The organism is Sphingomonas ginsenosidimutans (assembly GCF_002374835.1).
GTDB classification, from domain to species: Bacteria; Pseudomonadota; Alphaproteobacteria; order Sphingomonadales; family Sphingomonadaceae; genus Sphingomonas; species Sphingomonas ginsenosidimutans.
In genome coordinates this window covers 524,730-549,541 of record NZ_NWVD01000002.1, presented here as the reverse complement: position 1 = coordinate 549,541, position 24,812 = coordinate 524,730, and the positions used below count along the sequence as shown (strand labels likewise).

At 73.6% G+C, this 24,812-nt stretch carries 32 protein-coding genes; 14 read left to right on the top strand and 18 right to left on the bottom strand.

Annotation, left to right across the window (positions count from 1 at the left end):
- Positions 1–167: 167 nt before the first annotated feature.
- Complete coding sequence (locus COA17_RS19355; protein ID WP_176484843.1) at positions 168–542, bottom strand: hypothetical protein; 375 nt, start codon at positions 540–542, stop codon at positions 168–170.
- 112 nt (positions 543–654) lie between these two features.
- Between COA17_RS19355 and COA17_RS08275 the strand changes: the two genes are divergently transcribed.
- Positions 655–1,299, top strand: a complete 645-nt coding sequence (locus COA17_RS08275; protein WP_096611565.1) for a DUF6969 family protein — start codon at positions 655–657, stop codon at positions 1,297–1,299.
- Between the two features lie 52 nt (positions 1,300–1,351).
- Here the strand turns inward: COA17_RS08275 and COA17_RS19350 are convergent, their stop codons facing one another.
- The 7 genes from COA17_RS19350 to COA17_RS08250 all read right to left on the bottom strand — a co-directional run bounded on the left by COA17_RS19350 (position 1,352) and on the right by COA17_RS08250 (position 6,268).
- A complete protein-coding gene (locus tag COA17_RS19350) occupies positions 1,352–1,525 on the bottom strand; it encodes a hypothetical protein (RefSeq protein WP_176484842.1) in 174 nt (57 codons plus the stop codon).
- A complete protein-coding gene (locus COA17_RS08270; protein WP_096611563.1) occupies positions 1,522–1,917 on the bottom strand; it encodes a hypothetical protein in 396 nt (131 codons plus the stop codon). Before COA17_RS08270 ends, COA17_RS19350 begins: the two co-directional genes overlap by 4 nt.
- A gap of 123 nt (positions 1,918–2,040) precedes the next feature.
- On the bottom strand, positions 2,041–2,892 hold the full coding sequence (locus COA17_RS08265) for a GNAT family N-acetyltransferase (protein WP_096611561.1): 852 nt from the start codon (positions 2,890–2,892) through the stop codon (positions 2,041–2,043).
- Positions 2,893–2,991: 99 nt separating this feature from the next.
- Entirely contained in the window at positions 2,992–4,347 is a 1,356-nt protein-coding gene (locus COA17_RS08260; protein WP_096611559.1) for an NAD(P)/FAD-dependent oxidoreductase, read from the bottom strand.
- Between the two features lie 52 nt (positions 4,348–4,399).
- A complete protein-coding gene (locus tag COA17_RS20055) occupies positions 4,400–4,525 on the bottom strand; it encodes a hypothetical protein (protein ID WP_280742702.1) in 126 nt (41 codons plus the stop codon).
- 306 nt (positions 4,526–4,831) lie between these two features.
- Positions 4,832–5,344 carry a DUF1993 family protein gene (locus tag COA17_RS08255; RefSeq protein WP_096611557.1) on the bottom strand — a complete coding sequence of 171 codons (513 nt, stop codon included), beginning with the start codon at positions 5,342–5,344 and terminating at the stop codon, positions 4,832–4,834.
- A gap of 12 nt (positions 5,345–5,356) precedes the next feature.
- A complete protein-coding gene (locus tag COA17_RS08250; protein ID WP_096611555.1) occupies positions 5,357–6,268 on the bottom strand; it encodes a LysR family transcriptional regulator in 912 nt (303 codons plus the stop codon).
- 113 nt (positions 6,269–6,381) lie between these two features.
- On the opposite strand from COA17_RS08250, the gene COA17_RS08245 reads away from it, so the two are divergent.
- The 8 genes from COA17_RS08245 (at position 6,382) to COA17_RS08205 (ending at position 12,918) form a co-directional block, all read left to right on the top strand.
- On the top strand, positions 6,382–6,960 hold the full coding sequence (locus COA17_RS08245) for a carboxymuconolactone decarboxylase family protein (RefSeq protein WP_096611553.1): 579 nt from the start codon (positions 6,382–6,384) through the stop codon (positions 6,958–6,960).
- A gap of 160 nt (positions 6,961–7,120) precedes the next feature.
- Positions 7,121–7,798: a peroxiredoxin-like family protein gene (locus COA17_RS08240; protein WP_245197207.1), complete on the top strand. Its 678-nt coding sequence runs from the start codon at positions 7,121–7,123 to the stop codon at positions 7,796–7,798.
- A complete protein-coding gene (locus tag COA17_RS19345; RefSeq protein ID WP_167956336.1) occupies positions 7,795–8,730 on the top strand; it encodes a DMT family transporter in 936 nt (311 codons plus the stop codon). The genes COA17_RS08240 and COA17_RS19345 overlap by 4 nt, the downstream gene beginning before the upstream one ends.
- A 2-nt stretch (positions 8,731–8,732) precedes the next feature.
- Positions 8,733–9,410: a peroxiredoxin-like family protein gene (locus COA17_RS08225; RefSeq protein WP_096611551.1), complete on the top strand. Its 678-nt coding sequence runs from the start codon at positions 8,733–8,735 to the stop codon at positions 9,408–9,410.
- 35 nt (positions 9,411–9,445) lie between these two features.
- A complete protein-coding gene (locus tag COA17_RS08220; protein ID WP_217991001.1) occupies positions 9,446–10,354 on the top strand; it encodes an enoyl-CoA hydratase/isomerase family protein in 909 nt (302 codons plus the stop codon).
- Positions 10,351–11,157: an SDR family NAD(P)-dependent oxidoreductase gene (locus COA17_RS08215; protein ID WP_096611549.1), complete on the top strand. Its 807-nt coding sequence runs from the start codon at positions 10,351–10,353 to the stop codon at positions 11,155–11,157. The genes COA17_RS08220 and COA17_RS08215 overlap by 4 nt, the downstream gene beginning before the upstream one ends.
- Before the next feature lie 34 nt (positions 11,158–11,191).
- On the top strand, positions 11,192–12,298 hold the full coding sequence (locus COA17_RS08210; protein WP_096611547.1) for an NADH:flavin oxidoreductase/NADH oxidase: 1,107 nt from the start codon (positions 11,192–11,194) through the stop codon (positions 12,296–12,298).
- Positions 12,295–12,918, top strand: a complete 624-nt coding sequence (locus COA17_RS08205; RefSeq protein WP_096611545.1) for a glutathione S-transferase family protein — start codon at positions 12,295–12,297, stop codon at positions 12,916–12,918. The genes COA17_RS08210 and COA17_RS08205 overlap by 4 nt, the downstream gene beginning before the upstream one ends.
- A 336-nt stretch (positions 12,919–13,254) precedes the next feature.
- On the opposite strand, the gene COA17_RS08200 is transcribed toward COA17_RS08205, so the two are convergent.
- Positions 13,255–13,695 carry a CBS domain-containing protein gene (locus tag COA17_RS08200; protein ID WP_167956332.1) on the bottom strand — a complete coding sequence of 147 codons (441 nt, stop codon included), beginning with the start codon at positions 13,693–13,695 and terminating at the stop codon, positions 13,255–13,257.
- Between the two features lie 309 nt (positions 13,696–14,004).
- On the opposite strand from COA17_RS08200, the gene COA17_RS08195 reads away from it, so the two are divergent.
- Complete coding sequence (locus COA17_RS08195; protein ID WP_096611541.1) at positions 14,005–15,315, top strand: SAM-dependent methyltransferase; 1,311 nt, start codon at positions 14,005–14,007, stop codon at positions 15,313–15,315.
- Positions 15,315–16,082, top strand: coding sequence for an alpha/beta hydrolase family protein (locus COA17_RS08190; protein ID WP_096611539.1), 768 nt, complete (start codon positions 15,315–15,317; stop codon positions 16,080–16,082). Before COA17_RS08195 ends, COA17_RS08190 begins: the two co-directional genes overlap by 1 nt.
- On the opposite strand, the gene COA17_RS08185 is transcribed toward COA17_RS08190, so the two are convergent.
- The 8 genes from COA17_RS08185 to COA17_RS08150 form a co-directional block, all read right to left on the bottom strand.
- Positions 16,061–16,672 (bottom strand): DedA family protein, encoded by a 612-nt coding sequence (locus COA17_RS08185; protein ID WP_096611537.1) that lies wholly within the window; start codon positions 16,670–16,672, stop codon positions 16,061–16,063. The genes COA17_RS08190 and COA17_RS08185 overlap by 22 nt on opposite strands.
- A 45-nt stretch (positions 16,673–16,717) precedes the next feature.
- Positions 16,718–17,200: a GNAT family N-acetyltransferase gene (locus tag COA17_RS08180; RefSeq protein WP_096611535.1), complete on the bottom strand. Its 483-nt coding sequence runs from the start codon at positions 17,198–17,200 to the stop codon at positions 16,718–16,720.
- On the bottom strand, positions 17,197–18,012 hold the full coding sequence (locus COA17_RS08175) for an alpha/beta hydrolase (RefSeq protein ID WP_096611533.1): 816 nt from the start codon (positions 18,010–18,012) through the stop codon (positions 17,197–17,199). The genes COA17_RS08180 and COA17_RS08175 overlap by 4 nt, the downstream gene beginning before the upstream one ends.
- The gene (locus tag COA17_RS08170; protein WP_096611531.1) at positions 17,999–18,766 is read right to left on the bottom strand and encodes a molybdopterin-binding protein; all 768 of its coding nucleotides are present in this window, start codon (positions 18,764–18,766) and stop codon (positions 17,999–18,001) included. The genes COA17_RS08175 and COA17_RS08170 overlap by 14 nt, the downstream gene beginning before the upstream one ends.
- On the bottom strand, positions 18,763–19,629 hold the full coding sequence (locus COA17_RS08165) for a cytochrome b/b6 domain-containing protein (protein ID WP_096611696.1): 867 nt from the start codon (positions 19,627–19,629) through the stop codon (positions 18,763–18,765). Before COA17_RS08165 ends, COA17_RS08170 begins: the two co-directional genes overlap by 4 nt.
- A 118-nt stretch (positions 19,630–19,747) precedes the next feature.
- Positions 19,748–20,506: a DUF1223 domain-containing protein gene (locus COA17_RS08160; RefSeq protein ID WP_245857546.1), complete on the bottom strand. Its 759-nt coding sequence runs from the start codon at positions 20,504–20,506 to the stop codon at positions 19,748–19,750.
- Positions 20,507–20,615: 109 nt separating this feature from the next.
- Complete coding sequence (locus tag COA17_RS08155) at positions 20,616–21,347, bottom strand: cytochrome c biogenesis CcdA family protein (RefSeq protein ID WP_096611527.1); 732 nt, start codon at positions 21,345–21,347, stop codon at positions 20,616–20,618.
- Positions 21,344–21,736 (bottom strand): thioredoxin family protein, encoded by a 393-nt coding sequence (locus tag COA17_RS08150; protein WP_096611525.1) that lies wholly within the window; start codon positions 21,734–21,736, stop codon positions 21,344–21,346. Before COA17_RS08150 ends, COA17_RS08155 begins: the two co-directional genes overlap by 4 nt.
- Before the next feature lie 272 nt (positions 21,737–22,008).
- On the opposite strand from COA17_RS08150, the gene COA17_RS08145 reads away from it, so the two are divergent.
- A complete protein-coding gene (locus COA17_RS08145) occupies positions 22,009–22,212 on the top strand; it encodes a hypothetical protein (RefSeq protein ID WP_096611523.1) in 204 nt (67 codons plus the stop codon).
- A gap of 90 nt (positions 22,213–22,302) precedes the next feature.
- Complete coding sequence (locus COA17_RS08140; protein WP_096611521.1) at positions 22,303–22,740, top strand: hypothetical protein; 438 nt, start codon at positions 22,303–22,305, stop codon at positions 22,738–22,740.
- Between the two features lie 213 nt (positions 22,741–22,953).
- Here the strand turns inward: COA17_RS08140 and COA17_RS08135 are convergent, their stop codons facing one another.
- Positions 22,954–23,907, bottom strand: coding sequence for a LysR substrate-binding domain-containing protein (locus COA17_RS08135; RefSeq protein ID WP_176484841.1), 954 nt, complete (start codon positions 23,905–23,907; stop codon positions 22,954–22,956).
- 120 nt (positions 23,908–24,027) lie between these two features.
- Between COA17_RS08135 and COA17_RS08130 the strand changes: the two genes are divergently transcribed.
- Positions 24,028–24,780 (top strand): SDR family oxidoreductase, encoded by a 753-nt coding sequence (locus COA17_RS08130; RefSeq protein ID WP_096611517.1) that lies wholly within the window; start codon positions 24,028–24,030, stop codon positions 24,778–24,780.
- Positions 24,781–24,812 lie beyond the last annotated feature (32 nt).

Sequence of the window (24,812 nt, the reverse complement as noted above, 5' to 3'; positions counted from 1 at the left end):
ATGGATTAGACTTACCCGGCGGCTAGCATGAAATTGCGATCGCTTAGGCGCCGCGCTGTCTGCGGGTTCGCCAACTCATGTTCGACGCGCATGGAACCGATGCGGCAACGGCATTTCCGCCGCGTCCGGGTGGCGGGCACAAGAACCCGTGTCGAGGCGGGACCGGTTTACCGGACCAAGTCGGCGACACCAACCGACCCACCCCCGGAGACCCTTCCCATGAAGTCCACCCTCAACCTCGCCGCCATGCTCGCCGTCGCGGGCGGCCTCGCCGTCGCATCCGCCCCGGCCGGCGCGCAGACCCGCAACCCGTGTTCCCCCGCTGCGGCCGCGGCCAACCCGTGCTCGGCGCGGGCGAACCCCTGCTCCGCCAAGGCGAACCCCTGCTCGGCGAAGGCCAACCCCTGCTCGGCCAAGGCCAACCCCTGCTCGGCCAAGGCCAACCCCTGCTCGGCCAAGGCCAAGCCGAACCCCTGCTCCGCGAGCGCCAATCCCTGCAGCGCCCGCGCCAACCCCTGCTCGGCGAACCCCTGCAGCGCCAAGCCCCGGCGCTGACCCGAGCATCGGCGGCGGACGGGCCCGCTCCCTCCCCCGGCACCGTCCGCCGCCGAGACCTCACCAGCGAAGATCCCGGGAGGGATGGAGCCTCTCCGCATGACACCACGCGAACGCCGCGCGGCAGCCCAGGCGCTGGTGGCGGCCACGGTCCGGATCGCCGGCGAGGGCGTGGCCCTCATGACCCGCGTCGCCCCCGAGGGCGGCGCGTTCGTCGTCTGGGACCACTACCCGCCCGACGACGCCGTCGACCCGGACTCGGGTGCCCGCTGGTTCTACCACGCGCACCCGCCCGGCGAGAGGGAGGAGGGCGAGCACGGCCACTTCCATTTGTTTCTGGATCGCACCCTGCTGACGGGCGAGCCGATCGCCGGGCCTGTTGGCGGCGTGTCGACCGGGGCCGACGTGGTCCACGTCGCAGCGATCGCGATCGGCATGGACGGGCTTCCCTTTCGCATCTTCACGGTCAACAGATGGGTCACCGACGAGTGGCTCTACCCGGCCGAGGCGATCGCCCCGCTGCTGCCCCACTTTGACCTGGCCGGCGCGGGCGGGGACGCCCTCGTCAACGGCTGGCTGACCGCCGCGGTCGCCTTCTTCCGACCCGTGATCGTCGATGTCCTGCGTGCTCGGGACCGAACCATCGCCGCATGGCCGCGCGACGGCGATGATTTCGAGGACCGCGCGCGGGAGGTGCTGTCGGCGGCTACCATCGACATCAACGACGCGGCCGCGTTTGGCTGACGCGCATCGCCGATCTCGCGGGCGGAGGAGGCCGGCTTGCGTCGGCATGCCACTAGGCGCGACGCGCCCGGACGCCTCCCACCGTGGCCAGCGTAGCGACCGCGGGGGCGGTCAGCGCGAGCGCTGCGGCCAGCGAGATCAGGGGATCGCCGAGCGTCGCGTTTAGCGCCGCGGCTAGGAGGGCGACCAGCGGTGCGGCGGTGCTCAGGCCCGCGAGCGCCTTCACCGCGCCCAGCCCAGATCAAGGACCGCGTCGCGCTGCTCGGCGGTAAAGCCGCCGGCGAGGAAGGCGGCCGCCTCCCGCCGGACGGCGGCTACCCCGCCGACCCGCGCGGTGACGGCGAAGCGCCTCAGCGCCTCGAGCCGAGGATCGGCCAGGACGTTCGGCCGGGCGGCACCGAAGAGGCGCTTCAGCAGCACGTCGAGCCCGCCGCCGCGACCGCCGAGCGACCATGCGCCGTCCCGTCGGGCGAGCAGCAGCACCTGCCGCTCCAGCTGGTCGAACCGCAACTCGGGCTCCGGCGCGGTCGGGGGAGTCGCGACGTCCTTCGCTTGGACGGTGCGGAGCCGGGCGGCCGGGCCGGTCGCGGGCATCTCCTGAAAGTCTATGAAGGCCATGGTTCGTCTCCGGTCAGGTTCCCGAACGGGGGGCGTGCCATGGGACTACGGCCGCCGCGCGACGGGCGGAAATGGCGAGTTGCTATGGTTTCGATGCGTCCGGCGCGGCCCGCGGCGCCGGGATCAGCCCTCGGGCGCGAACCTTGCGCGGTAGCGGTCGCGGATGCCGGCGGTAGCGACCAGCATGAACACGTCGACGGTGCCGAACTGGTGGTCGATGTATGCGCCGTCGCCAACTGACGCGCCTGCCTGCAGGTAGCCGCGCACGAGCGGGGGTAGCTTCCGCCAGGCGGCGCGCTCGTCCAGTGCGTGCGCGGGGACCCGGCCCATGGGCACGTGGAGCTCGGGGCGAGTCCGCACGCCGATGGCCGACCGGTGGCGGTGATGCAGCAGCGCCAGCTCGGCCGCGATGGCATCCGGGTCGACGCCGGGAAAGGACGCGCAGCCGAACAGGTAGTCGATGCTTGCCGCCTCCAGATAGCTCGCGATGCCGCGCCACAGCAGCATGATCGACGCGCTGGTGCGGTAGGCCGGGGCGACGCACGAGCGGCCGAGCTCCAGCAGGTTCGGCCTGCGTCCGTCGGGTCCGCGCAGGGCCAGCAGCGGGGAGAGGTCGTATTCGCCCTCCGAGTAGAACCCGCCCGCCGCGGTGGCGGCGCCGGCGTCGATGAGCCGGTAGGTCCCGACGATCTCGCCGTCTCCGACGTCGCCGTCGCCGCTGCCGGGACCCGAAGCGTGGTCCACCACGACCAGGTGGTCGCACCTGTCGTCGAACGCGTCCGCGTCGCGCCACGACAGCCGCGCCGCCGCGTCCGGCCTCGCGCTCATCTCCCGGTAGAACACGGCGTAGCGGAGCGCCTGGGCGGCCCGGACCTCGGCGGCCGTGGTCGCGAGCCGCACCTCGAGGTCGCCCGCACGGCATGGCGCGAGTTCGATGCGGGTGGACGGAAGGTCGGCGGTCGACTGGGCCTGCATGGCCCCTCCTGGCTTCGGATCGGCGTGGGCATGACGACTGCTCCGCCCCGCCGGCGGTGTCTGGCACGATATTGCGCGTCGCCGCGCGGCGGTCGCGCTTCAGCCGACCTGACGGAGCGGCGGCAGGGCGGCGTCGGGCGCGGCGCCCGCCCGGTCGGCGGATCCCAGCCCGGTGATGAGGCGCGCGCCGCGCCGGAAGGTGACATAGCTCCACAGCCAGTTCACCCCGACTACGAAGCGGCTCCTGAAGTCGACCAGGAAGTAGATGTGCGCCGTCGACCAGAGCAGCCAAGCGGGCAGGCCGGTGAGCCGGATGCTGCCGAAGTCGGCCACCGCGTGGCTGCGGCCGACCGTGGCGAGGCTGCCCCAGTCGCGGTAGCGGAACGGGCCGGGTGTCGGGCGACCGGCGATCCGCGCCGCGATGACGCGGCCGACATGGCGGCCCTGCTGCTTGGCCGCGGGCGCGATGCCGGGCACCGGGCGGCCGTCGGCGCGTGAGATGGAGGCCGTGTCGCCGACGACGAACACGTCCGGCAGGCCGGGGACGCTGAGGTCGGGTTGGACCAGCACGCGGCCGGCGCGGTCGGCGGGCGCGTCGAGCCAGCGGGCGGCGGGCGAGGCCTGCACGCCCGCCGCCCAGATCGTCGCGGCGGTGGGGAGGAAGGCGCCGTTCACGGTCAGACCGTCGGCGGTGACGTCCGTGACGCGGCCATCCAGCCGCACGTCGACGCCCAGCTCCTCCAGCGACCGCTTCGCGGCGACGCCGAGCGACTCGGGGAAGGTGGCGAGCAGCCGCGGCCCGGCCTCGACCAGGACGATGCGCACGCAGTTCCGGGTGATGTGCCGGAAGTCCATCTCGGCGGCGTGGCGGGTCAGCTCCGCGATCGCGCCGGCCATCTCGACGCCGGTCGGGCCGCCGCCGATGACGGCGAAGGTGATGTGCTCGGCGCGCCGCGGCAGGTCCTCCTGCCGCTCGGTCTCGGCGCGCTCGAGCGCGAGCAGGACGTCGCGGCGGACGCGGGTGGCGTCGTCGATGGTCTTGATGCCGGGCGCGTGCTCCTCCCAGGCGTCGTTGCCGAAGTAGCTATGGCGCGCGCCGGTGGCGACGACGAGGTGGTCGTAGGCGAGCGTCGCGCCGCTGGCGAGGCGGACGCGGCGGGCGGCGGCGTCGACGCCCGTCACCTCGTCGAGCAGCACCTGCGTGCGCTCGTGCCGGGCGACGACGCTGCGGATGGGCGCGGCGATGTCGGCGGGCGACAGCCCGGCGGTCGCGACCTGGTAGAGGAGCGGCTGGAACAGGTGGTGGTTCTGCCGGTCGACGATGGTGACGCGCGCGCCGGAGCCGCGCAGCGCCCGGGCGGCGGCCAGCCCGCCGAAGCCGGCACCGACGATCACGACGTGCGGTTCGGCGCGGCTCAAGTTGCGGCGCGGATCGAGGGTGTCGATGGTGCTCATGCGTCCTGCTCTCGGGCTGGAGGGACGGGAGGGGCGGCCGGGCCGCCCCCGTTCAGGCCATCATGTGGACGAGCGAGGTCCCGACGAGGACCAGCATGCCGATCATGGAGACGGCGGTGCCGACCACCGGCGCGAAGCCGCTGCGATCGAGGACGGGCATCATGGGAAGGTGGGACATGGGTGAGCTCCTTGGGTTGGGAGCCTTCATCTGCGCTTTCGCCTCGCACGCGTGAAATGCCCGTTCCGCATGGGTTCCATGCGCGGCCGGGTTGCCACGCCCGAATCCTGCAGGGTCGGCTTGGCCGGTCGCAGCCGCTGGTGCCGGTTCGAACGCTCGGATCGAGCATCCGAGCGAGTGGCTTGGCACCGCCCGCGAGCCGGACGCCGGCGAGGCGGAGTGATCGGTGGAGTGAACGGTCCACCGCCCACGTCCAGCCCGGCTCCGCAGCGACGAGCTCGGAGTCCCGAGCCGGCGCGCGCGCCTTTATGCTGGGCGCGGTCGCGAATGTCTCTTCATGTGCGGCAGGAAGTCCATCTTGCCCAGCGGCACGCCGGCCTTGCGCAGCAGGGCATAGGCCATCGTCACGTGGAAATAGAAGTTCGGCATGATCCAGTCGCGGATGTCCGCCTCCGCGGACATGACGAAGCGGACGCCGTTCGGCAGCGTGAGATCGACCGTCTCGTCGGCCTCCGCCCATCCGGCCGGTCCGAAGCGCTCGGCCTGGGCGCGGGCCAGGGCGATCCCGTGACGCACGTCCGCAAGCGAGCGGTATGGAGCTTCGTGGAGAGAGGCCTCGGCTCCGCCGACCTGGTTGAGCGCAAGCAGGACCTGGTTCACCGCGACGCGGAACTGCAGCTCCAGCGGGAACATGTCCTCGGTCAGCTTCTCGGACAAAACGTCATCCGTCATACCGGCCGCCTCAGCCCTGCCGGCCAGGTGGTCGAGAGTGCCGAGCATGTCGATGAAGGCCTGCCGAGCGGAAGTGGCGTAAGACATGTCGTGACCTCGTCAGTCTGAGCCGGGAGGTGGACCCCCGCGCTCGCCGAGGAACGCGGCGAGCGCATCTAGAAAGGCGCGCGCCTTACGTGGTGGCCGGCGCCCGCCCGGCATGACCGCGTGCACGTCAATCGGTGGCAGCTCGTAGCCGGCGACCACGCGCCTGAGCTCGCCCGACGCCAGCTCGTCGCGGCACGCGAACAGCGAGGCGGCCGCGACGCCCAATCCCGCGCGCGCCGCCGCGAGCACGCCTTCGACCGACGTCGCCGCCACCCGCGCCTGCAGCCTGACCGAGGTCTCCCCCGTGCCGGCGTGGCGGAACGTCCACACCTCGCCGCCCGACGCCTGGCCGGACAGCACGTCGTGGCCCGTCAGGTCCGACGGCGACCGCGGCTCGCCGCGCCTGGCGACGTAGCCGGGGCTCGCCACAGCGAAGCGCGGCGCGCTCGCCAGCCGCCGAGATACGAAGCTGGAGTCGCCCAGCGGTCCCAGGCGTATCGCGAGGTCCACGCCCTCCTCCACCAGGTCGACCCGCCGGTCCGCCATGAGCAGCGCCACCGTGAGGCCGGGATGCTCCTCCAGGAACGGCCCGAGCGCCGGCACGACCTCGCGCGCGCCGAAGGTGACGGGGGTCGCGACCTTCAACGTGCCCGACAGCGCGTCGGCGCCGCGCGCCGCGTTCTCCGCCTCCTCGACCTCCGCCAGCGCCGTGCGCGCGCGCTCGAGAAGCGCCGTCCCGGCGTCCGTGAGCACCACCTTGCGCGTCGTGCGGGTGAGCAGCTTGACTCCGAGCCTGGCCTCCATCGCGCCGATCATCCGCGACACCGTCGGCTGGGCGTAGCCGGCCTCGCGCCCGGCGCGCGAGAAGCTGCCGGTCTCCGCGACGCGGACGAACAGCTCCAGGTCCTTCAGCCGGTCGCTCATGCGCCGGACGTATATATCATAGAGCCACTCTCCGGCTACTGCGCCGATCGGGGATGGATCATCTGGAGGTCACCGGAGGCGGACGCCGCCGGACCCTTTCAGGAGCCACCCCGATGACCATCGCCTTCCAGTCCTACACCGCCGACACCGCCCCCGAGGCCTCCAAGCCGCTGCTGGCCGGCGTCAAGGCGCAGTTCGGCTTCGTGCCGAACCTGCAGAGCATCATGGCCGAGAGCCCCGAGCTGCTCGCCGCCCACGGCGCGCTGTGGGGCGAGTTCAGCAAGACCACGCTGACCCAGCACGAGCAGCAGGTCGTGTTCATGACCGCGATCTACGAGAACGAGTGCCACTACTGCATGGCCGGCCACACCACGATGGCCAAGATGCAGAAGCTGGGCGACGACGTGATCCAGGCGCTGCGCAACGGCCGCGAGATCGCCGACCCGCGTCTCGAGGCGCTGCACCGCTTCACCACGCTGGTGGTGCGCGACCGCGGCTTCGTGGCGGACGCGGAGGTCCAGGCCTTCCTCGACGCCGGCTTCACCCGCCGCAACGTGCTGGAGGTGGTGCTCGGCGTCTCGATCAAGATCCAGAGCAACTACGTCAACCACCTGGTCGGCACGCCCTACGACGCCTTCATGAAGGGCAACGAGTGGACGAAGCCGGTCGCGGCCGAGCGGCTCGCCGCCTGACGTCCCCCGGGCCGGCGCGGGTCTCCCCCCGCCCGCGTCGGCCACCCCTAGCCCAAGTCCCCCCGCCGGCGCGCTTCCCCCTCGCGCCGGGTGCCCCTGGGCCGGCGCGCCTCCCCCCGCCGCGCCGGCCCACTTTCTCCCGTCCTTCAGGATCGCCGCCATGCCCGCCCACACCCGCCTCGCCGACGAGCTGTCCGCCCTCCGGGCGCACTACGCCGTCCACATGCCCGCGGACATCGCCGCGGCGATGAAGCGCGCCGACGCGGCGCTCGCGGCGTCCGACCTGGTCGGCTCGGCGCTCGCCGCCGGCGAGTTCGCCCCCGACTTCGCGCTGCCGGGCGTCGACGGCGTTCCCATGCGGCTGTCCCGCGCGCTCGCGGACGGACCGGTGATCCTCAGCTTCTACCGCGGCGGCTGGTGCCCCTACTGCAACCTGGAGCTGCGCGCTTACCAGGCGCTGGCCGGCCGAATGGCGGACGCGGGCGTCAGGCTGATCGCGATCTCGCCCGAGCTGCCCGACCACACCGCCGCGACGGTTCGCGACGGCGGCCTCGCCTTCGACGTCGTCAGCGACGTCGGCTCGGAGGTGGCGCGGGCCTACGGCGTCGCGTTCGACCTCGCCGACGAGCTGCGCCCGCTCTACACCCGGCTCGGCCACGCGCTGCCCGACCGGAACGGCGCCGACTGGGTGCTGCCGGTGCCCGCCACCTACGTGGTCGCACCCTCGGGCGAGATCGTGCTCGCCTCGATCGACACCGACTACCGCAGCCGGCTGGAGCCGGCGGACGCGATCGACGCCGCCGCCGCCGCGGCGCCGGGCTGGCGGAGGGCGGCGTGACCGCCGCCGCCCTCCACGCTCCGGCGGCGCGCCGCGCGCCCGACCCGGTCCGCTCGGGCCTGGCCTGGGGCGGCGCCGCCGTCGCGATCTGGGGCGTCTACCTCGCGGTCGCGCGCGCCGGCGTTGCGCACGGTGCCGCGCCGTCCGACCTCGCCTTCCTGCGCTACGCGGTCGCCGGCGTGGCGACGCTGCCCTGGTTCGCGCGGTTCGCGCCGGCGCAGATCCGTCGCCTCGGCTGGGCGCGGATCGCGACACTGGCGGTCCTCGCCGGCCCGCCCTTCGTCCTCGCGAGCGCCGGCGGCTTCCGCCTGGCGCCGCTCTCCCACGGCGCCGTCGTGCAGCCCGGCGCGATCACGGTCGCGGGCCTCGCGCTCGGCGCTCTCCTGCTGGGCGATCGCGTCACACGCGGGCGGCTGGCCGGCGCGGGCGTGATCCTGGCGGGTCTAGCCGTGGTCGCCGGCCCCGGCGCGCTCGCCGGGGGCGCCGCCTCGCTCGGCGGCGACGCGCTGTTCGCGCTCGCCGGCGCCATGTGGGCGGCCTTTGCGATACTCTCCAGGCGCTGGGCGGTCCCGCCGCTCGCCGGCGTCGCCATCATCTCGGTCCTGTCCGCCGCGGTCTACGCGCCCCTCCACCTCGCGACTGCGGGCGTCGGCGGCCTGCTCGCGCAGAGTCCCGCGACCCTCCTCCAGCAGGCGGTCGTGCAGGGGCTGCTCTCCGGGGTGCTCGCCGTGTTCGCCTTCGGCCGAGCGGTCGAGCTGCTCGGCGCCGCCCGCGCCGCCGCCCTGCCGGCGCTCGTGCCCGTAGTCGCCACGCTCGCCGGGATCCCGATCGCGGGCGAGCTGCCGACCCTCTTCCAGATCGCCGGGCTGGCGGTCGTCACCGCCGGCCTCCTCGTCACCCAGACCCGACCCGACCCCCGTCAAGGAGACTGACAATGACCCTGCAAGCCAAGCTCGACGCCTTCAAGGCCGATTTCGAGGCCGGCCGCCCGCCTTACAGCGTGCCGCGCGACGTGATCGACGTAATGCACCGCGCCACCGCCGAGCTGAAGGCGAGCGGCCTCGCCGAGCGCGCGCTGAGCGTCGGCGACCGGTCGCCCGACTTCGCCCTGAAGGACGGCGACGGCCGGGAGGTGCGAATCGCCGACCTGCTCGCCTCGGGTCCGGTGGCGCTCACCTTCTACCGCGGCGTGTGGTGCCCCTACTGCAACATGGAGCTGCAGGCTCTGCAGGAGGCGCTGCCGGAGATCGAGGCGGCGGGCGGCAGCCTGCTCGCGATCTCGCCGCAGTCGGCCCCGAACAGCCGTAAGTCGGCGCGCCAGAACAAGCTGGGCTTCCCGATCTTGAGCGACCCGGGCAACGAGGTCGCGGCCGCCTTCGGCCTGCGCTTCGAGCTGCCGGACTATCTGGTCGAGCTCTATCAGCGGCTCGGGAACGACCTGCCGGCCTTCAACCTCGACCCGTCCTGGACGCTGCCGATGCCGGCGCGGTTCGTGGTCGGGCGCGACGGGCGCATCCTCTACGCCAACGTCGAGCCGGACTACACGCGCCGCCCCGAGCCGGAGGAGCTGCTGCCGGCGCTCCGCGGCGACGCCCTGGCGGCCGCGGCCTGACGGCCTTCCTCCACCCCAACCACCGGAGAACCCCCATGGACCGCATGATCAGGATCGGCGTCGCGTCCTTCGCCCTCACGCTCGGGCTCATCTCGGCCGTCGGACCTGCGCGCGCGCAGGCGCCGGCACCCGTCCGCGCTACGCCCGCCGCCGCGGCCGTCGCCCGCCCCGCCTACTTCGACGCCACGCCCTCGCTGCGAATGGAGCGCGGAGCCGACGGCGTGCTGGTCGTGACATTCAACACCCGCGGCGGCCCGTTCCGCTTCTCGGCGGTCGAGCACGCGGCGTTCGTCGACGCGTTCGCCGCGATCGGCCGCGACCGCGACAACAAGGTTGTTATCCTGACCGGTGCGGGCGGCGACTGGATCGCCGACATCGACTTCGCCAGCTTCGGCGACGTGTCGGACCCGGACCGCTGGAGCCGGGTGCACGACGAGGGCACGCAGGTGCTGGAGAACCTACTCAACATCCGCGTGCCGGTGATCTGCGCGGTCGAGGGCCGCGCCTGGGTCCACACCGAATACTGCCTGACGGCCAACGTGGTCGTCGCCGGGCACGGCGCGACTTTCCACGACGCTCCGCACTTCGCCGGCGGCATCGTGCCCGGCGACGGCATCTTCACCGCCTGGTCCTACTGGGCCGGGCCGGGCCGCGCGCAGGCTTGGCTGCTCAGTCCCGCTCCGATCAGCGCGGAGACCGCGCGCGACTGGGGCGTGGTCGCCGAGGTGACGGCCAAGGGCGGCGCGGTCGCCCGCGCCCGCGAACTGGCCGCGGCCTGGCTTCGCGCGCCCGAGGTGACCCGGCGCGACACCCGCGTCCACTTCGTCCAGCCTCTGAAGGAGCGGATCGCGCGCGAGACCGGCTACGGCCTGGCGCTGGAGGGCGCGAGCGCCGCCGCGCTGGTCAAGGCCGGCCGCGAGCAGACGCGGGAGCAGGGCAAGTGATCGTCGCGGGCAAGCGCGTCGTCGTCACCGGCGGCTCCAGCGGGATCGGCTTCGAGCTGGCCCGGCAGCTGGGCGCGAAGGGCGCGCGACTCCTCCTCACCGGCCGCCGGCCCGACGCGCTCGCGTCCGCCGTCGAGCGGCTCCGCGGCGAAGGCGTCGAGGCGCACAGCCTGCCCGGCGACGTGACCGACGCCGCCGCGCGCGCTGCTCTCGTCGACGGCGCGGAGCGGCTGCTCGGCGGCGTCGACGTCCTCGTCAACAACGCCGGCGGCGTGCGCGCCGGACGGCTGGAGGACACGGGTGAGGACGAGCTGCGCGCGATGATCGAGGTCGACCTGCTAGCACCCATCCTGCTCACCCGCGCCCTGCTGCCGGCGCTGCGCGCGTCGGGCGACGGGCTGGCCGTCAACGTCGCGTCCGGCATCGCGCAGATGGGCGTGCCCTTCTACGCGGGCTATGCCGCCGCCAAGGGCGGGCTGTGGCGCTTCGGCGAGGCGCTCAGGCGCGAGCTGAAGGGCGAGGGCGTCCACGTCCTCACCGTCTTCCCGGGCGCGACCGACACGCCGATGATGAGCAGCAACCACGCCGGCGCGGACCTCGGCTTCGGCCTGCAGCCCGTCGCCGACGTGGTCGGCTCGATCGTCGACGGCATCGAGTCCGACGCGTTCGAGGTGGTGCGCGGCGGCGAGGCGCGCGCCGCCACCCTCGACCTCAACCGGACCGACCCCGCCGCCGTGGACGCCCGCTTCCTCGACATGAAGCCGCGGCTCGAAGCCGCCGTCCGCGACCACTCGGCCCTCTGACCGCCGAGAGGCGACGATTCACAAGGAGCATGCGATGCCCGCCCTGTTCACCCCCTTCGACCTCGGCCCGGTGCGGCTGTCCAACCGGATCGTCGTCTCGCCCATGTGCCAGTATTCGGCGGATGACGGCTCCGCCTCCGACTGGCACCTCCAGCACCTGCCGGCGCTGGGCATGGGCGGGGCCGCTCTCGTGATGACCGAGGCGACGCACGTCGAGCGCCGCGGCCGCATCACGCACGGCTGCCTAGGCCTCTACTCGGACGCCAACGAGGCGGCGCTCGCCTGCGCGCTCGCCGTCGCCCGCCGCTTCGCGCCGGAGGGGACGCGCTTCGGCGTCCAGCTCGCGCACTCGGGCCGCAAGGGCTCGATCTCGCGGCCCTGGGAGGGCGGCAGGCCGCTGGCGGCCGACGCCGATCCATGGACGACGGTCGCGCCGTCGGCGGTGCCCTTCGCGGAGGGCTGGCCCGCGCCCGAGGCGCTGGACGAGGTCGGCATCGGCCGGATCGTCGACGCCTTCGCGCAGGCCGCCGAGCGCGCGGTGCGGATCGGCTTCGACGTGGTCGAGCTGCACGCCGGCCACGGCTACCTGCTGCACCAGTTCCTCTCCCCGATCTCGAACCGTCGCGACGACGCCTGGGGCGGTAGCCCGGAGAACCGCTCGCGGCTGCTGCGCGCGATCGCGGCCCGCGTCCGACCGCTGCTCGGCGACCGCGTCGCGCTGGGTGTGCGCCTCACCACGACGGACTGGCAGGAGGGCGGAGTCGACACCGCCGACGCGGTCGCGTGGGCGCGCGAGCTGAAGGCTGCGGGGGTCGACTACGTCGACGCGACCGGCGGCTTCGTCGTGCCGCCGTCCGGCATCCCGTTCAGCCCCGGCTACCAGGTCCACCTCGCCGAGCGGGTCAGGCGCGAGGCGGGGATCGCGACGCGCGCCGTCGGCGGCATCGCCTCGCCCGCCCAGGCCGAGGCGATCGTGGCCGAGGGCCGCGCCGACCTGGTCGCGCTCGCCACCGCCTTCCTCGCCGATCCCCGCTGGGGCTGGCGCGCCGCCGACGAGCTCGGCGCAACCCTGTCCTATCCGCCACCCTACACGCGCGCGAAGGGCGTGCGCGCGTCCGCACGAGAAGGAGCCGTCCGATGATCGAACTCTACGCCTTCGCGACCCCGAACAGCGTCAAGGTGCCCGTCCTGCTGGAGGAGCTGGGCGCGCCCTACGAGTTCCACCAGGTCAACGTCCGCGCCGGCGAGCAGAAGACGCCGGAGCACCTCGCCCGCAACCCGAACGGCAAGGTGCCGGTGATCGTCGACCGCGACGGACCGGGCGGCGAGCCGCTGACCGTCGTCGAGTCGGGCGCGATCATGGTCTACCTCGCCGAGAAGTTCGGCCGGTTCATCCCCGCCGACCCGGTGGCCCGCGTGCGCTGCTTCGAATGGCTGATGTTCCAGGCGGCCGGCCTGGGGCCGATGTTCGGCCAGTCGGGCTACTTCCTGAAGCTCGCGCCCGAGAAGGTGCCGGCCGCCATCGACCGCTTCCACGCCGAGGCGAAGCGCAACATGCGCGTGCTCGACGGCAGGCTCGCCGAGGCGGAGTGGCTGGCGGGCGACGAGTACTCGATCGCCGACATGGCCACCTTCGGCTGGATATGGCGCCGCGCGTTCGCGGAGGTGGACTTCTCCGAGGCGCCGAACGTCGAACGCTGGTTCGGCGCGATGGAGGCCCGCCCGGCGATCGGCCGCGCGATCGCGGCGATCGGGGGCTGATGCTGCCTGTAAGGGGGCGGCGCCGCGCCGTCCCCGTCATCGCGTCCGTCCGTCAGGTGACCGCTGGCTCCTGCGAGCACACCTCTACCAGGAAGCCGTCGAGGTCGCCCACGTCGGACACCTTCTGCCCCACGGCTGCACCTGCACGGGCCCGACCGCGACCGCGCCGGCCGCGACGGCCTGGGCGTAGGCCTCTTCCAGCTTATTGACGACGGGGCAGATCTCGACCCTGGCGGCGAGGTCTGACGATGGCCGTCGCCAGGGCGGCGATCCGCCCGACCCCTGCTCGGAATGTGACCCCTCGCGGGGTCGTTTTCCGAGCGGGGTCGGATGCGGTCAGGCGGCCTTCGGCCAGCGCGCGATGTCCATCAGCACCTGGTTCTCCGCCGTCTTCTCCTCCAGCCGAGACTTCAGCACGTCGCCGATGCTGACGATGCCGACCAGGCGGCCCCGGTCGACGACCGGCAGGTGGCGCGCGCGCCGCACCGTCATCAGCCGCATCGCCTCGACGACCGGCGTCTCGGGTGCGACGGTGGTCATCCCGTCCGCCATCAGCGAGCGCACCGGGCGGGTGCCCAGCTCGCCGCCCCAGCGGGCGACGGCGAGCGTGACCTCGCGCTCGGAGATGAGGCCGACGGGGTGACCGTCGATGCCCTCGACCACGAGGGCGCCGACGCCGGCGCCCGCCATCAGCGCGGCGGCCGCGGCGATGGTGGCGCCCGGCGCGATGGACATGACCTCGGCGGACTTCCCGTCGAGGAGCTGCATAACGATCATCGGTGTCACTCCTTGCGCGTCCGGCGGATCCGGCCGCCGGCTCCGCCCGCGCGGATCGCCGCCGGGCGTCCTCCGGCTACGCCTCGCGCCGGCGGCGCGGAAATCGTTTGGCGGCATGGTTTCCATGCGCCCGGCCGGGAGGGTCCGCTCGCCCCTCGAAGGAAGGGCAATGGCGTCCTATCCGCCTGCCTTCACGCGGTCCTAACCCGGCGTCATGAGCGCCTCGACGCACTCCCCGATGCGCCGCCGCGGAGCGGATCGATCCATTCGCGGCGAGCGCCGCCGGGCTCCCGGCCCGGAGTCGCTCGCTTGATCGGCCTGGACGCCCTGCTCCGCCGCGTCGTGGTCGACGGCGAGCTGGTCGTCCACGGGTCCGACGGGCGCACCCGCCGCTACGGCCGGCCGCGGCCTAACCGGCGCCCCGTGGCGGTCAGGTTCGCCAGCCGCCGCGCGGAGCGGGCGGTGGCGCGCAATCCGGCGCTGGGCGCGGGCGAGGCCTTCATGGACGGCGGGCTGGAGATCCTGGAGGGCGACGTGCTCGACCTCCTCGACCTGGTCACCTTCAACCTGCGGTGGGACCGCGACAACCCGACGCGCCGCGCGCTGTGGCGGCACGCCAGGATCGCGGCCCTCTGGGACCAGTGGAACTGGGCGCGGCGGTCCAAGCGCAACGTGGCGCACCACTACGACCTAGACGGCCGCCTCTACGACCTCTTCCTCGACGCGGACCGGCAGTACAGCTGCGCCTACTTCGTCGACCCCGGCGACTCGCTGGAGCGCGCGCAGGCGGCGAAGAAGGCGCACATCGCGGCCAAGCTGGCGCTGGCGCCGGGGCAGCGGGTGCTGGACGTCGGCTGCGGCTGGGGCGGGCTGGCGCTCCACCTCCACGCGGTGGCGGGCGTCGACGTGCTGGGCGTCACGCTGTCGGAGGAGCAGCTGGCGGTCGCACGTGCCCGCGCGGCGGCGGCCGGCGTCGCCGACCGGGTGCGCTTCGAACTGGTGGACTATCGCGCGGTCGAGGGCCGCTTCGATCGGATCGTGTCGGTGGGCATGCTGGAGCACGTCGGCCTGCCCCACTACCGCGCCTTCTTCGACAAGGTCGCCGACCTGCTGACGCCCGACGGCGTCGCGCTGATCCACACGATCGGGCGCGCCGACGGTCCCGGCGCGACCGACCCGTGGACTGCGAAGTACATCTTCCCCGGCGGCTACGCGCCCGCGCTGTCGCAGCTGATGCCCGCGATCGAGCGGAGCTGGCTGTGGGCGACCGACATCGAGACGCTCCGGCTGCACTACGCCTATACGCTGGAGGAGTGGTACGCCCGCGCGGTCGCCGAGCGCGACCGGATCGTGCGGCTCTACGACGAGCGCTTCCACCGCATGTGGCTGTTCTACTTGGCCGGCGCGATCTGCGCGTTCCGCAACGACGGGCACGTCAACTACCAGATCCAGCTGGCGAGGCGGCGCGACGCGCTGCCGATCACGCGCGACTACATGGCCGAGGCCGAGCGCCGCTACCTGTCGGCGCGCGTGGACGTGCCGCCGGCCGGCGCGTTCGACGGCGGGCCGGCGCTCGCGCCCGCTCCCGTGGTCCTCGAGGCCGGCGCGGAGGCGGGCTGATGCCGAGCGAACGGTTCGAGTTCCTCGGCGACCGGGGCCAGCGGCTCGCCGCCCGCCTCGACCGGCCCGACGGTCGCCCGCGCGCGACTGCGCTGTTCGCGCACTGCTTCACTTGCGGCAAGGACGTGCTGGCCGCCTCGCGCATCGCCGGCGCGCTGGTCGGCCACGGCTTCGCCTGCCTGCGCTTCGACTTCACGGGGCTGGGCGCCAGCGAGGGCGAGTTCGGCAACGCGGGCTTCAGCTCCAACGTCGAGGACCTCGTCGCGGCCGCGGCGTGCCTGCGCGAGCGCGGGCAGGTGCCCGAGCTAATGATCGGCCACAGCCTGGGCGGCGCGGCGGTGCTCGCGGCCGCGGCGCACGTGCCGGAGGTCAGGGCGGTGGCGACCATCGGCGCGCCCGCCGAGGTCGACCACGTGCTCCACCAGTTCGGGGCCGGCCTGGAGGCGATCGAGCGCGACGGGTCGGCCGAGGTGGTGCTGGCCGGGCGCACGTTCACCATCTCGCGCTCGTTCGTCGAGGACGCGCGCGCGCACCGCCTCCCCGAGCGCCTCGCGCGCCTCGGCCGAGCGATCCTGGTCATGCACGCGCCGACCGACGCGACCGTGGGCGTCGACAACGCCCGCGCGATCTTCGACGCCGCCCGCCATCCCAAGAGCTTCGTGGCGCTCGACGGGGCCGACCACCTGCTGTCGCGTCCGGCGGACTCGCGCTACGCCGCCGCCGTGATCGCCGCCTGGGCCGAGCGCTACCTCTCGCCGGCGGACTGACCGCGAGGACGACGCGGACGGCGGAGCCGGCGAGCCAGCACCACCGTCGCAGCGAGGGCGAGCGCAGCCCACGCGGCACGGTCCAGCCAGGCGACGGCGCGCGGCGCCCGCGCCGCAAGCGCGACCCCGATACCGACCAGCAGGGAGCACCAGGCGGTGGAGCCCAGCAGCGCGGCCGCGAAGAAGCGACGGAAGCCGAGCCGCGCGGCGCCGGCCGGCAGGCATACCAGCGCGCGGGCGACGGGTAGCGCGCGGCTGAGCAGGACGGCGCGGGCGCCGCACCTGCGGAACCAGGCGACCGCGCGGTCGAGGGTCGACGGCGCGACGCCGAACCGCCGGCCGTGCATCGCGACCCAGCGCCGGCAGCGCCGGTGGCCGACGCGTCGGCCGACGGAGTACCAGAACACGGCGCTCGCCTGGTGCGCGGCGACGCCCGCGGCCGTGACCGCGACCAGCCCGCCCGGGCTCGGACCCGCGACCGCGCCTGCCATCGGCAGCACGATCTCGGAGGGGACCGCGCCCAGCAGGACGAGGAGGAAAACGGCCGGGGCGCCGTGCGCCGCGATCAGAGCCGTGAAGGAGGTCGGCACCTCAGGCGCCGCGGCGGCGCGGTCCCGCGCGGGACGGCCAGCGCGTCACGCGCCGCCGCCGAGCGCCTTGCGGAAGACGACCTTGTCCTCGCCCGCCTGGTAGAAGTCGCGGATGCGCGCCTCCTCGTCGTAGCCGAGCCCGCGGTAGAAGGCGCGCGTGCGCTCGAACTCCGGCAGGCCCGACGTCTCGACCAGCAGGATGCGTTGCCCGGATTCGGCCAGCAGTCGCTCGGTCTCGGCCATCATCGCCGCGCCGACGCCCGCGCCCTGGCGGACCGGGTCGACCGCGATCAGCAGCATATTCCACGTGCCCTCGGTCATCCGCTCGGGAGCGCAGTAGCCGACGGAGATCGGGCCGGCGTCGCCGTCGACCGTCAGCCAGAACTCGCCCGTCCCGGCGCGCCCGTCGAGGAAGGGCGCGACCATGCCGTCGAGCATGTCCGACGGGAACAGGCCGACGCCGTCGATGACGCGCCTGAGCCCCGGGAGGTCGTCGCGCACCGCCGGTCGGATCGTGACGGCGGTCACGGCAGCTTGTCCAGGAAGGCCATCGCCGTCCGCCAGTTCTCCTCCGCCCCCGTCGGGTTCCGGGCGGGGATGAGCGTGGAGCTGCCGTGGACGCCGGCGCGGGGCGTGGACTGCACCTTCGTCCGCGCGGGCGAGGCGGCGAGGATGGCGCGGGCGGCCGCGACCTCGGCGGGGTCGCTGGCGGACGTGACGTAGGTCGGCGCGGCCACCTTCGCCGCCGCGATCCGAACGACGTCGGGCGCGTCCAGGTATTCGCCCGGCGAGAAGGCGAGCACCGCGGCGACCTCGCCCGGGTGCCGGGCGGCGACCCGGAACGCGAGCGCGGCCGAGTAGCTGCTGCCCCAGAGCACGATCGGCAGCCGGCGGGTCCGCGCCCAGGCGAACGCCGCCTCCAGGTCGCGCTCGGCCTCGGCGTAGCTGGCGGAGCGGCCCAGCCTCGCCACGGTCTCGTTGCGACCGAACAGGTCGCCGCCCGATCGCTGGTCGATCGCGAGCGTCTCGTAGCCGGCCGCGTTCAGCCGGGGCGCGACCGTGGCGTATTCGCCCCTGCCCGAGCCCGCCTGGTGGAAGAGCAGGATCAGCGCCCTGGGATCGGCCGCCTCGCCGTGCGCTGCGGAGATCGCGACGCCGTCGGCGGCCCGCAGGAGCGTGGGCGCGGTCGTCGCGGTCGGGGAAGTGGCGTCGGTGGTCGTGGCGTTCGTCGTCGCGACGCCCGTGGTCGTGGTACCCGCGCCCGCTCGACCGCCGTCGCCGCATCCCGCGACGAGCGTCGCCGCGGCCAGCGCGGCGGCGAGGGCCCTATATGCCCGCATACCAGGCATAGTCGCCGGAATCCTCCCAGTAGCCGCCCTTGCCGCCGCCGATGTGGGCGAGGCTGTTCACTGCCTCGACCCGCATCACGTATTTCGCCTGCTTGTAGCCGAGCTGGCGCTCGACCCTGAGCCTCAGCGGCGCGCCGTTGGTGACCGGCAGGGCCCGGCCGTTCAGCGCCCAGGCGAGGATGGTCTGCGGGTGGTGGGCGTCGATGAGGTCGACGCTCTCGTAGTACTTGCCCGGTCCGTAGTCGTCGGCGCAGTGGAAGACGATGTAGCGCGCCTGCGGCAGCAGGCCCGCCTGGTTCAGCAGGAGCCTGAGCGGCACGCCCGTCCACTGGCCGATGGCGCTCCACCCCTCGACGCAGTCGTGCCGCGTGATCTGGCTGCGCCTGGGCATGGCCTGCAGCTGCGGGAGCGACATCGACAGCGGCCGGCGCACCAGCCCGTCGACCCGCAGCCGGTAGTCGGCGAAGCCGTTCGCGACCATCGCCTGGTAGTCGGTCGCGGTCGGGTTCGTGACGCCGTTGCCGCGGAACACCGGCGACAGGTCGGCAGCGGTGAACTCGCGCGCGAGGGCGTCGCGGGCGGAGACCAGTCGCGTGAAGTCCATCGTCAGCCGCTCGGACCCCTCGACGAAGCCGCGGAAGGCCGGCGTGGCGGCGACCCGGTCGCATCCGGTCAGGAGGAGCCCGCCGCCGGCGAGGCCGAGCGAGCCGACCAGTCGGCGGCGGGTCATGGTGGGCGTGATCATGCGGTCTGCTCCTCGCGCGCGCGCGGCCCGGCTCCGGGACCCTCGGCCCCGTGGCCCTTCACCTCGCGGACGTGCAGCCAGCCGGTGATCATGGACCTGATCTCGTTGATCGGGCCGGCGAGCACGACCAGCAGGAGGTGGACGACGATGAACGCGGCGAACCCGGCGGCGCAGACGAAGTGGATCGAGCGCGCCGACTGGCGCCCGCCGAACAGGTCGAGCAGCCACGGGAAGGCGGCGTCGAACGCCGGCGACATCGTCATGCCGGTCAGGATGACGAGCGGCAGCAGCACGAACAGCACCAGGCCGTAGGTGAGCTTCTGGAGGATGTTGTACTGCCCGGGCTCGTCGCCGTGGAAGCGGAGCTTGAGGTGGTCGACGACGTCCTTCCACAGGTGCCGCGGCGCGAGCTCGTGCCGCTTCGGCAGCAGGTCGCGGCGGACATGGCCGTTGACGAGGCTGACCAGCGCGTATCCGATCGTCGCCAGCACGAAGATCCAGGCGAAGGACAGGTGCCAGCGCCGCGCGCCGGCCAGGCTGTAGCCCGACGGGATCGTCGCCCAGTGCGGGAACGCGTGCGTGTTGATCGAGCCGTTCGGATTGGTGGAGCGGCCGAGCACGCCGGTCGTCGGGATGTCGATGGACCGCCCCAGCAGCAAGTGGCCACCGCCCTCGGGCGTCGGCCCGATCCAGAGCCACGGCGTGTCCATGTTCGCGCCGTACTCGCCCCAGTAGAGCCGCGGGTGCGCGTTGAAGATCATCAGCCCGCTCATCAGCATGACGATCAGCGCGATCGCGTTGGTCCAGTGCCACAGGCGCGTCGAGACGCGGTGGCGGTAGATGCGGTGCGGCTTGGACGCCATCGGCGACGGCGGCGTCAGCGCGTCGGCGAGGTCGCCCATCCCCGCCGCGGTTGGCTCGTCCGCGTTGGCGAGCTCCGCGTCGGGCGCGCTCCACGGCTTCTCCGCCCCGGTCATCGCCTCAGATCCTCCGCGCGGCGGTGATCGGTCCGCCCTTGCCCTGCTGCACCAGCACGGCCGTGCGGAGTCCCGGCTCGCCGGCGGCAGGCAGCGCGAAGCGGACCGCCGCCCCCGACCAGTTGCCGAGGTGCACCAGCTGCCGCACGACGTCGCGGTGGGGCAGCGTCCGCCCGCCGTTCTCGCCGGCGTTGATCGCGACCTGGCGGACCTTCGGATCGTAGCGGACGAGCCAGACGGTCGACGCCGCGCCCCTGCCGGCGGCGAGCGCAACCGCGTCGGGCGACGCCGTGATGGCCGGTCCGCCGCGAGGCGACCCCGCCGCCTGGATGGCGGCGGCCAGCTGGGCGGCGTTGGCGCCGACCACGGTGGTCCGGCCGCCGTTGATGACGACCTGGGGCGTCGCGACCTGGCCGCGCCCGGCGGCGCGGGCGTAGTCCCACTGCCGCGCGGTGTATTGCGGCTTGGCGAAGCTGTCCGTCCAGCCGAGCTGGTCCCAGTAGGTGACGCCGAAGGAGAGTGCGAGCACCTCGGGGCGGTCGGCGATCGCGTTCACGTTCGCATTGGCCGGCGGGCACGAGGAGCAGCCCTGGCTCTGGTAAAGCTCGACCACCACCGGGGCGCCGGCCGTGGCCGAGGCGATCCGCGGCGCCGGCGCGGCGGCCCGCGCCTCGCGCGTCGGCTGCGACGTGGCCGCGCCGCAGGCGGCGAGCAGGAGCGGCGCGAGCGGAGCGACGCGGGAGAGGATCGGGCGTTGGGGCACGGAACGGGACTCCGGGTTCAGGGTGGCGAGGATGCGGTGCGTCGGCGCCGACGTGAAGAGCCCGCGCGCGCATGATGTCGATAGCCCGCGTGCATGGCCGGGCCGGGGATCAGTAGGCGGTGGTGAGCCGGACGAGCCAGTCGGGCGAGACGCCGACCAGCGCGGCCTCGATCGCATGGTCGAACCCGGTCGCGATCGCCGCGCCGAGCGGCAGCAGGGCGACGCCGAGCGCGCGCCGCCCGGCCCTGCCGCCGGCGAGGAGCGGCGTCCGCAGTCGCGCGATCGTCGCCTGCGTGGCGGTCCCGACGAGCAGCAGCGGCAGCGCCGCGCCGATCGCGAAGACGGTCATGGTCGTCGCTACTGCGCCGAGGTCCTGGCCTCGGCCCGCGAGCACCGTCGCCGCGCCGAGCGTCGGGCCGACGCAGGGCGACCAGGCCACTCCGAGGAGCAGACCGAGCGCGAACCGGCCCGGCGTGCCGCGGATCGCCAGCCGGTCGGCGCGCGCCGACGCCCAGCGGGACGCGGGCGCGAGTGCCCGCTCCAGCGCGTGCTCGGCGCCGGGAAGGAGTAGCGTCAGCGCCACGGCGGAGATTGCGATGCCGAGCAGGGGGCGCGCCGCGCCACCCGCCAGGCCGGCGGCGGCGCCGCTCGTGGCCAGCAGCAGGCCCGCGCCCGTGAAGGAGGTGACCACCCCCGCGGCCAGTGCCGCCGGGCCGCTCCGCCCGTCGCGTCCGGCCGATCCGAGGACGATGGGGAGCAGCGGCAGCACGCAGGGGGAGAGGAAGGTGAGCAGCCCGGCGAGGAAGGCGAGCGGGAGGCTGAGCCCGGCCGGCCCGGTCATTTGAGCGCCTCCGCCGCCATGGCGCGGATCGCGGCAGGGTCGGTGACGCCGGTGGAACGATCGATCTCGCGTCCCTTGCGCCAGACGATCAGCGTGCTCTGTTGCCGCGCGCCGAGCGCGAGCCGCTCGACCTCCTGCCGGTCGAAGTCGATGCGGAACACCTTCAATTGCCGGAACGCCGGTTCGCGGGTGAGGGCGAAGACGGTCGGCGCCTGGGCGCGGCAGGTCGGGCACCAGTCCGCGTGGACGTGCACCAGTATCGGCTCGCCCCGCTCCCGCGCGGCCTGGAAGGCGGGGACGGAGAAGGACGGCACCGGGGCGACCGGGGCGGCCGAGCAGCCGGCGAGTGCGAGGAGGAGCGCGGCGGCGGGGCGTGGGAGGAGGCGCATCGTTCTGGTGTCCGTCGCGGGTTCGTGCGGCGGGACGTCTACTCGCGCCGCCCAGGGCCGCCCAATGCGCGTCGCCCATGCTTTCGATAGCCGCAGCCCTCGACGCCCGCCGCCGCCTCCCGCGACCCGGCGCGACGGCTTGTTGGGTGGGATGTTCGGGTCGCCAGGGCCGACCTGGCCGCGGCGGACGCGCGGGATTGCAAGCCGTTCCGTTTTCGTTCTAGCTGGCGCGGCGCCGCGGCTGCGGCGATTCGACACCGCTGGAGTGAGGGATGCAGCACGACCTGCAGCTGCGCGCGGCCGCGCGCGCCATCTACGACGCCTGCTACCCGTCGGACGAGTGGGCGCCCGTCGGCTTCGACGAGGCCGAGCGCTTCCGGACCGTCCACTACCGTCAGGCCGTCGGCGCGGCCCTGCAGGCCCGGTCCGTCCTGGCGGCGCGGGGCGAGCAGCTGTCCCTCCCCGCCCTCGCCTGACCGCACGGCGTGGTCGGCCCGCCCAGGAACCTCTCCGACCTGCATCGCATAGAGGCCCAGGTCCGCGTCGCGTGCCGGAGCTGCAGGGCCGTGGAGGTGTGGGATCTGGGCGCGCTGATCGACGAGGTGCGCCGCAACGGGGGCAACACCGACTGGCGGGCGGCGCGCCGCTCGATCAGGTGCCCGAAGCGTTGCCCGTCGCCGCTGATCGACCTGCTGCCGATCCCCTACAGCAGGCAGCGCGCGCGCCGCAGAGAGCGGCGGTCGACGCTCGTCAACCTGTCACTCGGCATACTGCGCGAGGCGGCCGGCCGCTCGGCGCGGGAGGCGGTGGGGACCATCGAGGTCCGGCTCGCGCTGCACGTCCTGCGGCCCTTCGTGCGCGACCAGCGGCTCCTGAACGAGTTCTGGCGGTCGGCCACGATCGAGCCGCGGCACCCGTGGACGAGCTGCCATCTGTCCTACCGGGCGATCGCCCGGAGGCTGGTCGAGGGCGGGGCGGAGGTGGACGAGGCGAACCGGCCGTGACCGTTCGGATCGTCCTCGGTGTGCCGGTTCAGCAACCCCTGGAATGTAAAAAGCGACCGCGATCGCCTTTTACAGCGGCAGGGCTGACCCGAATGCGATGTCCAGGCCTGCCTAGCCGCTCCCCGATGCGGCGTCTGTTTAGACGGCGAGACGCAGGCGGAGCTTACGCTTCGGTGCCGTGCGTCGTGCAACAGCGCGACTATCATCTTCGGACTATGGTGTTAGCTCGGACGCCTTTCGAGCCACTTCATCAGCCTGTTTCCTGTCTCCGAATGCAAGCAGGCCGCTTCGGAACGTCGCCGCCAGATGGTCGATGAAGGCGCGCACCGCTGGCGGCAAGCCGCGACGCGTCGTGAAGACCAGGTGCACGATGCCCTCCTGCGCGTGCCAGCCGGGGAAGAGCCGCACGAGCCGGCCCTCATCGAGATCGGGCCAGCAGACGTGGTCCGGCAGCAGCGCCACGCCGAGGCCGGCCGCCGCCGCCGCCCGCAGCGCGCCGAACTCCTCGCACCTGACCCGCGGCTCATGTCGTAAGTCATACGTTGCATCGTCGGGTCCGACCAGGTTCCAGGTCACCGGCCCGGCCAGGTCGGTCGAGCTCAGCGTCGGCAGCCCCTCCAGCGCGTCGATGTGTGGACCGACGTTCCGCGCGAACTCCGGTCCTGCGACCAGGATGCGGCGGGAGCGGGTCAGCGTCCGCATGGTCAGCGAGGCGTCGCTCTCGACGCTGGCGCGCACGCGGAGCGCGACGTCGATGCGCTCGCGGATCAGGTCGACGCCGCGGTCGGTCGCGACGATCTGGAGGGCGACCTTCGGGTGTCGCTTCAGAAACTCGGCCAGGCTGGGCGAGAGCGGTTCGATCAGACCGTGAGGGCAGCTGAAGCGCACCTGACCCTGCGGCTCGGCGAGCGCCTCCGCCGTCACCGCCCGGGCGCGCTCGACCTCCAGCAGGATGACGCGGCACTGCTCGTACAACGTTTGACCAACCTCCGTGACTCTGAAGCGGCGCGTCGACCGCTCGATCAGGCGAACGCCCAGACGCTCCTCAAGACGCGCGACGCGCCGGCTGAGCTTCGACTTGGGTACCTGCATCGCCCGGCCGGCAGGCGCGAAGCCACCATGTTCGACCACACTCGCGAACAGCACGTAGTCGTCGAGGTCGCTCACCAGGGCATCGTCCTATCGCTGGAACGCAGAGTGGCCGTTTCGACCACTACTGTCGACATCGTCCCGGCAACAGATCCTCACGGCAACGGGCAGCTGCCCGGCGGAACAAGGAGAACGACGGTGACGGGACGGCTCACGGACAAGGTCGCGGTGGTGACCGGCGGCACGACGGGGATCGGCCTGTCGGTCGCGACGCGCTTCGCGGCCGAGGGTGCCGCGGTGTTCGTCACGGGACGGCGTCAGGCCGAGCTCGACGGCGCGATCGCCGCGATCGGCCCCGGGGCCGTCGGCGTCCGCGCCGACATGTCGGTCCTAGCCGACATCGACCGGCTCTACGACGCCGTGCGGCAGAGGCACGCCGGGATCGACGTCGTCGTCGCGAACGCCGGCGGCGGCGACTTCGCGCCCCTGGGCGCGGTCACGGAGGAGCAATACGAGCGCACCTTCGGCACGAACGTGAAGGGGACGATCTTCACGGTGCAGAAGGCGCTCCCGCTCCTGGTGGACGGCGCCTCCGTGATCCTCACCGGCTCGACGACCAGCATCAAGGGGACGCCCGCGTTCAGCGTCTACGGCGCGACCAAGGCCGCGGTGCGCAACCTCGCGCGCAGCTGGATGCTCGACCTCAAGGAGAGGCGCATCCGCGTCAACGTCATCAGCCCCGGTCCGGTCGAGACGCCGGGCCTGCTCGGGCTCGCCGCCGACGCCGAGCAGGAGCGGCAGCTGCGCACCGGCCTCGTCGCCTCGGTTCCGCTCGGCCGCCTGGGCCGACCCGAGGAGATCGCCAGCATGGCGCTGTTCCTCGCCTCCGAGGAGGCCAGCTTCGTCAACGGCGCCGAGCTGTTCGTCGACGGCGGCGCGGCCCAGTTCTGACCGCTCGATCTGGGTCGCACGGGGCTGCTCCG

Excerpts from the sequence above, each read along its gene's own strand:
- COA17_RS08275 (WP_096611565.1), top strand. The coding sequence starts at position 655 with ATGACACCACGCGAACGCCGCGCGGCAGCCCAGGCGCTGGTGGCGGCC.
- COA17_RS08270 (WP_096611563.1), bottom strand. The coding sequence starts at position 1,917 with ATGGCCTTCATAGACTTTCAGGAGATGCCCGCGACCGGCCCGGCCGCC.
- COA17_RS08265 (WP_096611561.1), bottom strand. The coding sequence starts at position 2,892 with ATGCAGGCCCAGTCGACCGCCGACCTTCCGTCCACCCGCATCGAACTC.
- COA17_RS08260 (WP_096611559.1), bottom strand. The coding sequence starts at position 4,347 with ATGAGCACCATCGACACCCTCGATCCGCGCCGCAACTTGAGCCGCGCC.
- COA17_RS20055 (WP_280742702.1), bottom strand. The coding sequence starts at position 4,525 with ATGTCCCACCTTCCCATGATGCCCGTCCTCGATCGCAGCGGCTTCGCG.
- COA17_RS08255 (WP_096611557.1), bottom strand. The coding sequence starts at position 5,344 with ATGTCTTACGCCACTTCCGCTCGGCAGGCCTTCATCGACATGCTCGGC.
- COA17_RS08250 (WP_096611555.1), bottom strand. The coding sequence starts at position 6,268 with ATGAGCGACCGGCTGAAGGACCTGGAGCTGTTCGTCCGCGTCGCGGAG.
- COA17_RS08245 (WP_096611553.1), top strand. The coding sequence starts at position 6,382 with ATGACCATCGCCTTCCAGTCCTACACCGCCGACACCGCCCCCGAGGCC.
- COA17_RS08240 (WP_245197207.1), top strand. The coding sequence starts at position 7,121 with ATGCCCGCCCACACCCGCCTCGCCGACGAGCTGTCCGCCCTCCGGGCG.
- COA17_RS08225 (WP_096611551.1), top strand. The coding sequence starts at position 8,733 with ATGACCCTGCAAGCCAAGCTCGACGCCTTCAAGGCCGATTTCGAGGCC.
- COA17_RS08220 (WP_217991001.1), top strand. The coding sequence starts at position 9,446 with ATGGACCGCATGATCAGGATCGGCGTCGCGTCCTTCGCCCTCACGCTC.
- COA17_RS08210 (WP_096611547.1), top strand. The coding sequence starts at position 11,192 with ATGCCCGCCCTGTTCACCCCCTTCGACCTCGGCCCGGTGCGGCTGTCC.
- COA17_RS08205 (WP_096611545.1), top strand. The coding sequence starts at position 12,295 with ATGATCGAACTCTACGCCTTCGCGACCCCGAACAGCGTCAAGGTGCCC.
- COA17_RS08200 (WP_167956332.1), bottom strand. The coding sequence starts at position 13,695 with ATGATCGTTATGCAGCTCCTCGACGGGAAGTCCGCCGAGGTCATGTCC.
- COA17_RS08190 (WP_096611539.1), top strand. The coding sequence starts at position 15,315 with ATGCCGAGCGAACGGTTCGAGTTCCTCGGCGACCGGGGCCAGCGGCTC.
- COA17_RS08175 (WP_096611533.1), bottom strand. The coding sequence starts at position 18,012 with ATGCGGGCATATAGGGCCCTCGCCGCCGCGCTGGCCGCGGCGACGCTC.
- COA17_RS08170 (WP_096611531.1), bottom strand. The coding sequence starts at position 18,766 with ATGATCACGCCCACCATGACCCGCCGCCGACTGGTCGGCTCGCTCGGC.
- COA17_RS08165 (WP_096611696.1), bottom strand. The coding sequence starts at position 19,629 with ATGGCGTCCAAGCCGCACCGCATCTACCGCCACCGCGTCTCGACGCGC.
- COA17_RS08155 (WP_096611527.1), bottom strand. The coding sequence starts at position 21,347 with ATGACCGGGCCGGCCGGGCTCAGCCTCCCGCTCGCCTTCCTCGCCGGG.
- COA17_RS08150 (WP_096611525.1), bottom strand. The coding sequence starts at position 21,736 with ATGCGCCTCCTCCCACGCCCCGCCGCCGCGCTCCTCCTCGCACTCGCC.
- COA17_RS08145 (WP_096611523.1), top strand. The coding sequence starts at position 22,009 with ATGCAGCACGACCTGCAGCTGCGCGCGGCCGCGCGCGCCATCTACGAC.